The organism is Pseudothermotoga elfii DSM 9442 = NBRC 107921, from assembly GCF_000504085.1.
Classification (GTDB): Bacteria; Thermotogota; Thermotogae; order Thermotogales; family DSM-5069; genus Pseudothermotoga_B; species Pseudothermotoga_B elfii.
Window position 1 is genome coordinate 1,104,977 of sequence record NC_022792.1, and the last position, 12,339, is coordinate 1,117,315.

Sequence of the window (12,339 nt, forward strand, 5' to 3'; positions counted from 1 at the left end):
TTATGAGACTTGAAGGAAAGGTTTGTATTATCACTGGTGCAGCAAGTGGTATAGGTAGGGAGGCATCATTGCTCTTTGCAAAGGAGGGTGCAATAGTTTGTGCTTGTGATCTGGCAAAAGAGCAGTTGGACAAGTTGGTTGAAGATGCGAATAATTTACCCGGAAAGATCGATCCATACCTTTTGAATGTTACAAAAAGGGAAGATGTCTTCAAGGTCGTCGAGCAAATCGCCACGAAATACGGTAAGATCGATGTGCTTGTGAACAACGCCGGTATAACAAGAGATGCTTTGTTGGTGAAGATGACCGAGGAAGAATGGGATGCAGTAATCAATGTAAACCTCAAAGGTGTTTTCAACATGACTCAAGCTGTTGCACCTTACATGATCAGAGCTCAAAAAGGTTCTATCATAAACACATCTTCAGTTGTTGGCATATACGGGAATGTCGGACAGACCAACTACGCTGCCACAAAAGGTGGCGTGATAGCTATGACCAAGACTTGGGCAAAAGAACTCGCACGCAAAGGAGCCCAAATAAGAGTCAATGCAGTTGCACCCGGTTTCATCAAGACACCGATGACCGAGAAGGTACCTGACAAGATCATCGAAGCTGTTACGACTCGAACTGCACTGGCGAGAATGGGAGAACCTGAGGAGGTCGCAAATGTCTATCTGTTCCTTGCAAGCGATGAGTCTTCATTTGTAACAGGCCAGGTCATAGGTGTCGACGGTGGTTTACAACTCTGAAAGGGGGTATTTTCATGAAGAAGTTTTTAACTCTTCTGGCAGCGCTGGTTTGCATCCTTGTTCTGGCTGAAGTTGGTGTATACAGCGACAAAATAGTCGTAGGTTCTTTCCAGGCTCTTTCTGGTTCTTACGCAATAATTGGGCAGGAGATGTCTAAGGGAATGAAAGCCTATTTTAACTGGGTCAACAAGAACTCTGGTGTCTATGGAAGGAAAATCGAACTCATAATAGCAGATGATCAACTTAATCCATCAAAAACTGTGGTAGAAGTGAAAAGGCTTGTTGAATCCGACAAAGTCTTTGCAATCGTAGGAGGGCTTGGCACATACGGTTGTCTTGCTGTTATGGATTATTTAGAGCAGAATAAAGTACCATTTGTGTATCAGGGAGCCGGGACCAGTTTACTTGTTATGCCACCCAAGAAATATATTTTTGGGGTGCAGCCAGATTACACCCTCGAGGGACAGCTCATAGCTAAATTTCTTGTTAAAGAGCTTGGTAAGAAAAAAATAGCGATTCTTTACATGGCAAACGATATAGGAAAAGAAGGATATGCAGCAGCTCTCAGCAGATTACAATCGTACAATTTGAAACCTGTCGTTGAAATAAGTTACAACCCGGCCGAAACAGATTACAGTGCTCTCGCCGTAGATGTTCTGAATGCGAATCCCGAAGCAATTATTATATATGGGCTCATAACAGATACCATAAGATGGATCAAGACGCTGAGAGATTATGGTGTGACAAGTGATATAGTCACTATCTATCCAAACGCGGATCCAAGCCTTGTTACATTGGGAGGAAAATATGTGGAAGGAATTTATCTAACGGGCTGGGTCCCACTTGCAACGCCAGACAAACCTGAATTTGTCAGGGATTATGAACGAGCTGTTGCAATATTTCAGGAGACTTATCCCAAAGAAATTCCATCCTCATATGCCGTTGCCGGATTCATTGCTGCGGAAGTTTTTGTACAGGGGCTGCTTCGAGCAGGTTCTGATTTAACCAGAGAAGGACTTGTAAAAGCTCTTGAGACCTTTGATCATTGGAATGGCATCCTGGCAAAAGATATAACCTGGGGCCCGAATTTGAGGCGAGGAAAGTCCAGTATGTATTTCATAAAAATCGAAAACGGCGTCTTTGTCCCAGTAACAGATCTCATCTCATTGCAGGATTAGTTTTTTTGGAATGAAGGGGCAAATTGCCCCTTCATTATGGAGGTGAAAAATTGTCACTTCTGGATATTAGGAACTTAACTGTCAAATTTGGAGGCTTAACGGCCATTGAAGATTTTTCTATGAATGTAAAAGAAGGTGAAATTCATTCTCTTATAGGTCCCAACGGTGCTGGAAAGACAACGGTCTTTAATGTCATAACAGGGGTTGTCAAACCAGTAGCTGGAAGAATATTATTTGACGGTACCGATATAACAAAAGAAGAAACACATAAAATTGTCAAATTTGGTATAAGCAGGACTTTTCAAAGTGTTGTTGTGTTTAAATATATGACTGTCCTGGAAAATTTGTACCTTGGTTATCACAGCAGGTTGAATATCAGTATGCTGAATGAGATTATTCCAAATAAAAAAAGTTCAGAACAAATCTGGAATATGTACAGATCTGCCCTCGAAATAGCAGATTTTCTTGATTTAAAAACAAGGCTCTTGAGTTATGCCGGAATGATTCCATTTGCCGCCCAAAAAATGGTCGAAATTGGCAGGGCATTGATGAGCAAACCAAAACTGCTGCTTCTTGACGAACCAGCTGCTGGCTTGACAGAAGTTGAAACAGAAAAGCTCAAGAAAATAATCAGATTAATAAGAGACAAATTGAAGATAACCATCTTGCTTGTTGAACATGATATGCCCATCGTTATGAGTATTTCAGACAAAATAACAGTCCTGGACTTTGGCAGAAAGATAAGTGAAGGTGCACCTGAGCAGGTTAGAAAAGATCCGAAAGTTATAAAGGCATATTTGGGAGAGAGTGAAAGTGCTTGAGATAAAAAGTATAACAGTACAATATGGACCTGTCATTGCTGTGAAGGAAATTTCCATGGATATACGGCAAAAAGGTATTACTGTATTACTTGGGGCAAATGGAGCGGGCAAGACATCTACTTTAATGGCAATTGCTGGTTTGAATGATCTTTCTCATGGCTCAATATTTTTTGAAGGGAAAAGAATAGACAGGTTGCCAGCCTATGAAAGAGTGAGAAAAGGCATTGTTCTCTGCCCCGAGAGCAGATTGGTTTTTCAAAAAATGACCGTTATGGAAAATTTGAAAGCAGGTGCATATACGAGAAAAGGTGGTATTTCAGGGGAGTTTGACCTTGTTTTTTCTATTTTTCCGAAACTCAAAGACAGAGCGAAGCAACTTGCAGGGACACTTTCTGGAGGAGAAAGACAAATGCTCGCCATAGCAAGAGCTTTGATGAGTAAACCAAAGCTTCTGATGCTTGACGAACCTTCAATGGGCTTAGCACCAAATCTGGTTGTTGAAATGATGGCAGCAATCAAACAGATCAATGAAACAGGTGTAACTGTGCTTTTAGTTGAGCAAAACGCGTTCAGCGCGTTAAAAATTGCCGATTATGCGTATGTTCTTCAAACAGGAAAAGTGGTTCTTGAAGGATCTGCAGAAGATTTATTACAAGATAAAACAATTGTTGAGCAGTATCTGGGAGGATGATTATGATATTAAATAGACTGATTCTCGGATTGTCGACAGGTTCTTTTTATTCGTTAGTAGCCCTCGGTATTGTAATTATATACAAAACAACCGGGTTGATGAATTTCGCTTTTGGAAATATGGCCATGTTCATGGCTTATATAGCATACACCTTCGTAACAATTGGAGTAGGGCCAGTCTGGGCTTTGCTTTTCACAATACCTGTAGCTGCTCTATTCGGTTTTGCTGTTGAAAAATATACCCTCAGGCCAATAAGAAATCTTTCACACAGTTCGATGTTGATTATCACGCTTGGAATTCTTATGATTCTGGAAGGTCTTGTGGTTCAAATATGGGGTACACAATATAAATCTTTTCCAGAGCTTGTAACGGGACGCCCGTTCATCTTGAGGGGAAATTTCGGCATAGTTGTGTTCAGAAGGCAGGATATACTTGTTTTCAGCATCTTGATAGCTGTATCTGTAGCGATTTTTTTCATTCTGAAATATACAAGATCAGGTATTGCCATCAAAGCTGTTTCAGAAAATGAAAATGTAGCTCAATTAATGGGTATTAATCCTTCGCGTGTATTTTCTATTTCCTGGATGATCGGTACCGCTGTCGGTACTGTTGTCGCTCTGCTTGGGGCACCAAAAACATATGTTTCACCAACCATGATGCTTTTTTATCAGCTCCAAGGATTCACAGCAGCTGTTTTAGGGGGATTCGACAGTTTTGCCGGTGCGATTTTGGGAGGCCTCACCCTCGGTGTTATAGAGACTTTCGTTGGTGGATATATAAGCAATGAATTAAAAACAACTTTTTCGCTGGCATTGATAATTGCCGTTTTGCTCATCAGACCGCAGGGATTTTTTGGAAGCCGGGAAGTCAGGAGAGTGTGAAAAATGCATTGGCTTTTATTGATAATTACACTTGTTGTCCTTCCATTTATTTTCAAATCAAGCACCTTCATTTTAACTATCATGAATCTGACAATGATTTACACAATGGCTGGTATGGGATTGAATTTGATAATGGGTTATACGGGACAGGTATCCATAGGTCACGCAGCTTTTATGAGTATAGGTGCGTATACTTCAGCAATATTAACACAAAGACTATCAATACCATTGCCACTGAGCTTGATATGTGCTACAGCTATTGGTGGTATTTTCGGGCTGGCCCTGGGTTTTCCAGCACTCAGGCTTGCTGGTTTTTACTTGGCGATAGCCACGATGGGTTTTGGTATAGCAATAGAGCAACTTTTTGGCGCTCTCGAAAATTTTACAGGTGGTCACATAGGAATTCGCAACATAACAAAATTAGGTAGTGAGCTCGAAAGCTATTACATCATTCTGATATTAATTATCGTTGCATTCTATTTTTTCAACAAACTTGTCAATGGAAAAACCGGGAGGGCATTGAAAGCCATTAGAGAAAACGAATTGGTAGCAAATGTTTTGGGTGTCAATCTAACTCATTACAAAGTACTTTCTTTTGTAATAGGTTCTGCTTACGCTGGTTTGGCAGGAGCTTTATATGCCCACGTTATTGGGTATATATCACCAGCTGATTTTGGTCTTGGTAAATCTTTAGAATTGCTCGCTGTAGTAGTTATTGGCGGAATGGGTATGGTATCCGGGCCGATTTTTGGCGCTGTGTTCTATACAGTTTTACCTTTTTTCCTGAGCCGGGTAGGTTTCTCACTTTCAATCATTTTTGGTTCGGTTCTTGTTCTTGTTGTGCTCTTTATGCCAAGAGGTATAGCATATTACGCGCAACGTTTTTGGTTTAACTGGGCCGAACTACCGCTGATAATCTTCAAGCGAAAAAAAGTATCACCCGATGGAGATTATGTGGAACTCAGTTTTGGAAAAATGCATTATGTTCAAAGTGGAGATGGAGAAAAGGTTATTCTGTGTATTCATGGAAATTTTGGTTCTTACAGATGGTACAAACCAATGATGGAAAAAGTTCATGGGTATAAAATAATAGCCATAGATTTGCCAAATTTCGGCGATTCGTCACGATCAACAGTTTCGCTCGATTTTTACGCAGATTCCGTACATGAATTTATCGAGAAGATGCAAATAAAACCATCTGTTATTGCCCATTCCCTTGGTGGCGCAGTGGCAATGTTACTTGCCAAGAAATACCCAGATTCGATTGCTTCTCTTATACTGGTTGATCCATGCCCTGCCGACGGACTTGTTACTCCAAATGAGAATCTCCCATATCTGAAATTTTACAAAAGAAGCAGGATTTTGCTTAAAAAATCATTAACTGGCCTTCTGAGGAAACTTAAAGATAAAAAGTATTTCGAGCAACTTGTTGACGATGCCCTCAAAATGAATCCGGAAAGTATATACACTCACGCGATAGAACTTGGAAAGTTCAGATTATCTATCGATACTTATTCTGTTCCAACTGTTGTTGTTTATGGAGATTTAGATCCGCTTCTGACAAAAGAACAGATGTTAAAAACAGCCGAAGTACTGAAAGCAAAGTTAATTGTGCTTGAAAATGTCGGGCATACTCCATTTGTTGAAGTTCCAGATCTTTTCATAGAAACTGTTAAAAATTATCTGTGAGGAGGTAAAAACGATGAAATATGCGAAAATAATCTCTTCTGGTATGTATGTCCCACAAAAAATAATGACTAACAAAGAATTTGAACAAATCACCAATATGGTCATCGATCCATATTTTACCGAGCAGATAGGTATAAATCACAGGCACATATCTCAATCTCATGAAACGCCAACATTTATGGCAGCAGAGGCTGCAAAAAAAGCTCTTGAGAGGATCAATATGAAACCAGAGCAGATCGATTTGATAATACTTGGTACAGATACACCTGAAGCTGTTTCTCCACCTGATGCTGCTCGAGTTCAATATCTGATTGGTGCAAATAAAGCTGAACCACTGGCCTTTAACGTTAATGCCTCATGCGCAAATGGTGCTTTATTACTTGACATAGCATCTCGATACATCGCACTCGGAGATTACAAAAATGTTTTAGTCATAGGTGTCTATGCTATGACAAAGTTTTTGAACTGGAAATATTCCTGGGAAGCTCTGTTTTCCGATGGTGCTGGTGCTTTGATATTGACGGCAGATGATAAACCAGGCTATCTTGGAAGTGTTTCAAGATGTGATGGAAGCTGGTGGCATAACTGGGGCATCTACATGGGTGCTGGAACTATGAATATCGAAGGCATTGATAGAGGTCTTCACAAACTCGACTTGAGGGCGGCTTATCCTGCTACTGTGAACGAAGAAGGCTGGCCTGTACTAATCAACAAATTAATTGAAAAATGTAAGATCTCAAAAGAAGAAATCGGAATGATGTTTTTCACACAGGTGAGAAAGAAAACCATACTGAAAGTCATGGAAATTCTTGGCATGAGTGAAGACAAAACTCATATGATAATGGACAAATATGGTTATACAGGTTCTGCATGTGTTTACATGGCTTATGATGATGCTTTCGACTGTGGGAAGATGAGAAACATGGAGGGTAAGGTTCTGATCTTTTTGACTTCAGGAGTTGGATTTCAGCAGGTTGCGGTAGCTTTCAGGTGGTAGGTATGTTCAAAACAAGTGATGGAATTATGATAGATTACAAAGTTCAGGGTGAATCAGAAGAAGTTGTTGTTTTTCTCAACGGTATTTTCATGGATTACAACAGCTGGTTTTTTATCACAGAGCAGCTTAAAGGTCAATATAGAATCATTCTTCACAATTTCAGGTGTCAGTGGAGCTCGCAAAACGGTTCGTGTAGTTTCGAAAGGCACGTTGAAGATCTCAAAGAACTCCTTGATTATTTAAAGATCAGCAAAGTGCATCTGGTTGGAACATCTTATGGTGCAGAAGTTGGAATGTTTTTCGCTGTCAGATATCCAGAGTTGGTAAAATCTCTCACGATTATAACCGCGACAGCCCGTATAACGCCATCTATCAAATACAAAGCTCTGAGATGGAAAGATGGTGCGATGAGTAAAAATAAAGAGATATTTGTCAGAAGCTGGATCAACGATGTCTACAGCGAGCAATTTCTTGACAGATATCCAAACCTGTTCGGCACAATTATTCAACGAATGTCGCAGTTCAATTACGAAGGAGCAGTAAAATTGCTGGATGCCTTCCTTGAGCTTGAGCGAAAACCTTTGTTAAATCAACTTTCGAAGATAGGTGCACCTGCGCTTGTTGTTTCTGCCCAATTTGATAACATAAAACCAGTGAACTTTTCACAGGAAATAGCACAGCAAATACCCGGCGCTAAGCATGTGTGCATTCCAGATTGTGGCCATGCCGCGGTAATTGAAAAGCCAAAGGAGGTACTTTTTCTGATAAAAGCGCATCTGTTTTTCCTGAAAAACTAAAAGAGATTAGACCTATGCCAAGATACGGCAACTTTACCAGGATCCCGGTTGACATTCTCCATAATATATATATACGAAAATATAAAATCTCAAAAATAACTAAAAAGCTTTTGGAGAAATGTTTTGAGTCAAAAAACACGTTAAAAATCTTTCAGGATGCCTGAGATAGAACTTAGTTTCAACTAAGATAGAATTTTTTAATTCTGTTCTGAATTTGACAATCTTTTTTGATAGAAACTCCCTGCACAAGCAAAGTTTCACACCCCGGTGATGCTGATTATGTTGTAAACAACTTCATACATCCCGGTTAAAATTATTGATTGTCTGTATTACTGAGGCTTTCTTCAAGCCATTGTTTGTAGTTTGCATCAACAGTTTTTATTTCAACGCTGAAAATTGCCGGAACAGAATAGGGGTGAAGCTCTTTCAACTTTTTGAACACTTCTTGTTCTTTGAAGTTGCTGGTTTTCAAAATTGCCGCAAATTCTTTATCTTGAGAGACTTTCCCATCCCACCAGTAGCCTGAGTCAATTTGAAAGACATTAAAACAAGCTATGAGTTTTTCCAAAAGCAGGTTTTTACAAATCTCCAGGGCTTTTTCTCTGTCGGGAAAAGTTGTGTAGATTATTATCATCGCAATCACTCCTTAATTTATATTGATTTTTCCCGGCTCTATAAATGTGATTTGTCTCTTTCAGAGAAAGCTTTCTTCTGGATTTCTCAGGAATAAAGTTCTTTAAAGACAGTTTCCGGCGGTATGTTTTCAAGCACTGCTATTCTTTTGTGAATGGGAGGATGAGTGCTGAACAGATCAGCAAAAAAACCTTCTTTGTTGTTCACATTTCGCCTGAGAGGATCAGATATAAAGAGATGTGCAGTTGCTATTGTTGCCCCTTTGGTTTTACCGCGAATTTTCTGCAGTTTGGCTATCTTTCTCAATGCGCCCGATAAACCTCGAGGGTTCCTTGTCAATTCAACTGCTTTCGCATCAGCAAGGTATTCGCGAGTTCGAGAAACAGCAAAAACTGTTATCCTCCCAATTAGAGAGAACAGGGTGGCAACAACAGCAATCACAAGAAGTGCAAGTATTATGTAGGCACCACTATCTTTTTCTTTTCTCTTCGAGCCTTTTGGCCCAAGCCATCCCACAAATTTGAGTGATCGCCAGGCAAAAAGTTGTACCAGTACCATTGTTCCAAGAATAGCGCTAACTGTTGTCATTAATAATGTGTCTTTGTTTATTATATGACTCACTTCATGAGCAATTACGCCCTCTGTTTCTTCCCGGTTCAGGTTATTTAACAAGCCCCGCGTCACACAAATGACGCTATCTTCCTGTTTGAATCCTGCTGCAAAAGCATTTATATTTTCGTCTTCCATTATATATACCTTTGGAACATTTTTTATTCCGCAAGCAATAGAAATTTCCTCAACTATGTTTTTGAGCTGTCTCTCCTCAAGTTCTTTTTCATTAATTGGTTTAGCTCCCACAGATCTGAGTACAAGTGATGAACCAGCCTGTGTCCCAATTAAAACCTGTATTGATGCTATCAGTGCTAAAATAAGTGTTCCAGCAGGGAAGCTTGAGAACATAACATCTACGAGAAATCCAAGAAGCATCATCAAAACTATGAAAAAGAATATTAAAAGGTACGTTCTACGCAAATTTTTTGCCTGCTGGGCGAAATAATTCATTAAACCACCTCAGAGGCTAAGGTCAACTTTCGGGGTTTCTTTCTCATCACTTGTAGCTTCGAAAAATGGATAGGCTTTAAATCCAAACATATTTGCTACTATGTTGACTGGAAAAATCTCTATTGAAGTGTTGTATTTCATCACGGTGTCATTATAAAACTGCCTCGCATAGGTTATCCTGTTTTCTGTGCTCGTCAATTCTTCCATTAATTGGCTGACCTGTTGATTTGATTTCAGGTCAGGATATTTTTCAAAAACAGCGAGCAATCTTGACAGAGCTCCAGAGAGTTCACCTTCAGCTTTGATTCGGTCGCCGATAGAACCACCAGAAATGGCTTTAGATCTTGCATTTATAACTGCTTCGAGTGTTTCTTTCTCAAATTTCATGTATCCCTTAACCGCATTTACCAGATTTGGTATAAGATCATGTCGCCTTTTTAGTTGAACATCTATTTGGCTCCATGCATTCTCCACACGCTTTTTCTTTCCCACAAGGGAGTTGTATGCACCGATGAACCATACAACTAAGATGACTATAATTACAAGAATTACACCAAAAATTACCATAACGACACCTCCTCAATAACTATACCACAATTGTATCTTATTGATTTTTGAAATTGTATCAAAGCAATCACGAAAAATGGCAATTTTGGTGCAATCAGTCTCTTTTGGTACTTTTATGGATTGAACTTTAATTAAGATTCAGCAGCCTAAGGTATGAGTAAACATGGTAATATCAAAATAGAAAAAAGCTATGCATGTGCAACACAGTTTATCTTTAATGGAGGTTATTCTGTGACACGCGAAGAACTTATGAAAATTGTTGCAAGCAGGATCGAAAAGTGCACATCTTGCCCTTTATTCAATACCAGAACAAATGTCGTTGTAGGTGAAGGCAATCTTTATGCGCCCATTATGTTTGTTGGAGAAGGTCCTGGTGAAGAAGAGGATAAGACAGGGAGACCTTTTGTTGGAAGAGCTGGGCAGCTTCTTACAAAAATTCTCGAGTCGGTAAACATCGACCGTGAGGATGTTTACATATGCAATATTGTGAAATGCAGGCCTCCCGAGAACAGAGTTCCAAAGGCAGAGGAACAAAAAGCATGTGGCCATTATTTAATGGCACAGATAATGATTGTAGATCCAGCTATTATAGTTCCTCTTGGTAGCACAGCTTTATCTTTTTTTCTTGGCCAGAATGTATCCATAACGGAATTCCGTGGAAAGGAACTTGACTGGAAAGCTGGTAAAAAATTATTCCCAATGTTTCATCCCAGTTATTTGTTGAGAAATCCATCTAAAGCCAAGGGATCTCCCAAGGATTTAACCTGGCAAGATATCAAAAAAGTTCGGGAATTTTTCGACCAAAAAAGGAGGTAAAAATATGGCAAGGGGAAGAAAGAAAATTTTAACACCGGCTCTTGAAGATTATCTTACAGTAATTTATGAAATCCAGCAAAAACAGCCCGCTGCGAGAATAAGTACAGTTGCCCGCAAAGTTGGTGTCAGCCTTCCGAGTGTTACAAATGCAATGAGGCGCCTTGCTGACCTTGGATATGTGGAATATGAAAAATATGGCCTCATAATTCTAACGAATAAAGGAAAAAGAAAAGCTCAAACTATGAGAACTCTTCAGCAAAGAATATGCAACTTCTTCTACTACGTTTTGGGTATACCAATAGAGGTGTCCGAGAAACTTTCAAAACATTTGTCACATTATTTGACGGCCCGGACAAGAGACAGAATCAAAGATTTTTATAAGATTATAATTGATTTCGACGAAACCAAGGCAAAAGATCTCAGAAATTTCATTGAAGAAAGCAGGCAATTGATCAATGTCACGCATTTGCCAGCAGAGGTTCTTGAAGACATTAAAGCTGTTGAAACAGAAGAAGACGAAGAAGAAGGTGAATGATTATGGCTTCCGTTCTGGTGACTGGTGGGGCTGGTTTTATAGGATCACATCTTGTTGATGCCTTAATTGAAAAAGGACATCGTGTTGTTGTAGTTGATAATTTAGTCAGCGGAAAGATAGAAAATTTAAACAAAAATGCGCTTTTTTATCAACAGAGTATAGAAGATGATGAAATGATGGAACGTGTTTTCATGCTGCACAGATTTGACTTTGTTTTTCACCTCGCGGCTCAGGCAAGTGTCAGTGTTTCTGTGAAAGAACCCATTAAGGATGCAAAAACTAACATCTTGGGCAGTCTTGTTTTACTTGAGAAAAGTGTTAAGCATGGCGTCAAAAAATTTATCTTTTCTTCCACTGGTGGAGCTATCTATGGTGACAACGTACCCTTACCGACAAATGAAGCAATTGGCCCAAATCCTGCGTCACCTTACGGAATTGCCAAAAGATCTGTGGAAATGTATTTAGAATTCTATAAAAATGAAAAGTCGTTGAATTATATTGCGCTGAGATATGGAAATGTTTATGGACCTCGTCAGGATCCGAATGGAGAAGCGGGAGTCATTGCAATATTTTCTTCAAGAATGCTTAAAGGCGAGGATGTTCATATATTTGGCGATGGAGAATATGTAAGAGATTACGTATATGTAAAAGATGTTGTGACGGCGAATTTGCTTGCCATGGAAAAAGATTTCACGGGAATTTACAATATAGGTACTGGCGTGGGAACATCTGTGAACGCTCTCTTCAAAATGCTTTCAACGATAACTGGTTACTCGAAGCAACCAATTTACTCATCTCCGAGGAAAGGGGATTTGAGAAAGAGTATTCTTGATTCAAAAAAGGCAGAGTTAGAGCTTGGTTGGCATCCAGTCACGGAACTTTCCGACGGTTTAAAGATGACAGTTGAGTTTTTCAGATGATTC

General features: G+C 39.5%; 14 protein-coding genes. 11 read left to right on the forward strand and 3 right to left on the reverse strand.

Annotation, left to right across the window (positions count from 1 at the left end):
- Positions 1-2 precede the first annotated feature (2 nt).
- From fabG to TEL01S_RS05450, 8 genes are read left to right on the forward strand one after another with little or no spacing between them, the layout of a single operon-like run.
- A complete protein-coding gene (gene fabG, locus TEL01S_RS05415; protein WP_028843193.1) occupies positions 3-749 on the forward strand; it encodes a 3-oxoacyl-[acyl-carrier-protein] reductase in 747 nt (248 codons plus the stop codon).
- Between the two features lie 14 nt (positions 750-763).
- The gene (locus TEL01S_RS05420; RefSeq protein ID WP_028843192.1) at positions 764-1,927 is read left to right on the forward strand and encodes an ABC transporter substrate-binding protein; all 1,164 of its coding nucleotides are present in this window, start codon (positions 764-766) and stop codon (positions 1,925-1,927) included.
- 50 nt (positions 1,928-1,977) lie between these two features.
- On the forward strand, positions 1,978-2,748 hold the full coding sequence (locus TEL01S_RS05425; RefSeq protein ID WP_012003117.1) for an ABC transporter ATP-binding protein: 771 nt from the start codon (positions 1,978-1,980) through the stop codon (positions 2,746-2,748).
- Positions 2,741-3,439, forward strand: a complete 699-nt coding sequence (locus tag TEL01S_RS05430) for an ABC transporter ATP-binding protein (protein ID WP_012003118.1) — start codon at positions 2,741-2,743, stop codon at positions 3,437-3,439. The genes TEL01S_RS05425 and TEL01S_RS05430 overlap by 8 nt, the downstream gene beginning before the upstream one ends.
- A gap of 2 nt (positions 3,440-3,441) precedes the next feature.
- Entirely contained in the window at positions 3,442-4,320 is an 879-nt protein-coding gene (locus TEL01S_RS05435) for a branched-chain amino acid ABC transporter permease (RefSeq protein ID WP_012003119.1), read from the forward strand.
- A gap of 3 nt (positions 4,321-4,323) precedes the next feature.
- On the forward strand, positions 4,324-6,009 hold the full coding sequence (locus tag TEL01S_RS10705) for an alpha/beta fold hydrolase (RefSeq protein WP_028843191.1): 1,686 nt from the start codon (positions 4,324-4,326) through the stop codon (positions 6,007-6,009).
- A 13-nt stretch (positions 6,010-6,022) separates the two neighbouring features.
- On the forward strand, positions 6,023-7,006 hold the full coding sequence (locus TEL01S_RS05445) for a 3-oxoacyl-ACP synthase III family protein (protein ID WP_012003121.1): 984 nt from the start codon (positions 6,023-6,025) through the stop codon (positions 7,004-7,006).
- Positions 7,007-7,008: 2 nt separating this feature from the next.
- On the forward strand, positions 7,009-7,803 hold the full coding sequence (locus tag TEL01S_RS05450) for an alpha/beta fold hydrolase (RefSeq protein ID WP_012003122.1): 795 nt from the start codon (positions 7,009-7,011) through the stop codon (positions 7,801-7,803).
- A 313-nt stretch (positions 7,804-8,116) separates the two neighbouring features.
- Here the strand turns inward: TEL01S_RS05450 and cutA are convergent, their stop codons facing one another.
- From cutA to TEL01S_RS05465, 3 genes are all read right to left on the reverse strand, one after another.
- On the reverse strand, positions 8,117-8,437 hold the full coding sequence (gene cutA, locus TEL01S_RS05455; RefSeq protein WP_028843190.1) for a divalent-cation tolerance protein CutA: 321 nt from the start codon (positions 8,435-8,437) through the stop codon (positions 8,117-8,119).
- Positions 8,438-8,523: 86 nt separating this feature from the next.
- Complete coding sequence (locus tag TEL01S_RS05460) at positions 8,524-9,498, reverse strand: M48 family metallopeptidase (protein ID WP_012003124.1); 975 nt, start codon at positions 9,496-9,498, stop codon at positions 8,524-8,526.
- Positions 9,499-9,507: 9 nt separating this feature from the next.
- Positions 9,508-10,065, reverse strand: a complete 558-nt coding sequence (locus TEL01S_RS05465; protein WP_012003125.1) for a LemA family protein — start codon at positions 10,063-10,065, stop codon at positions 9,508-9,510.
- Between the two features lie 231 nt (positions 10,066-10,296).
- On the opposite strand from TEL01S_RS05465, the gene TEL01S_RS05470 reads away from it, so the two are divergent.
- Genes TEL01S_RS05470 through TEL01S_RS05480 form a run of 3 tightly spaced genes read left to right on the forward strand, consistent with a single transcriptional unit; the run spans position 10,297 to position 12,336 of the window.
- Positions 10,297-10,881: a uracil-DNA glycosylase gene (locus TEL01S_RS05470; RefSeq protein WP_012003126.1), complete on the forward strand. Its 585-nt coding sequence runs from the start codon at positions 10,297-10,299 to the stop codon at positions 10,879-10,881.
- A gap of 4 nt (positions 10,882-10,885) precedes the next feature.
- Positions 10,886-11,416, forward strand: coding sequence for a metal-dependent transcriptional regulator (locus tag TEL01S_RS05475; protein WP_012003127.1), 531 nt, complete (start codon positions 10,886-10,888; stop codon positions 11,414-11,416).
- A 2-nt stretch (positions 11,417-11,418) separates the two neighbouring features.
- A complete protein-coding gene (locus tag TEL01S_RS05480) occupies positions 11,419-12,336 on the forward strand; it encodes an NAD-dependent epimerase/dehydratase family protein (protein WP_012003128.1) in 918 nt (305 codons plus the stop codon).
- Positions 12,337-12,339: the final 3 nt, after the last annotated feature.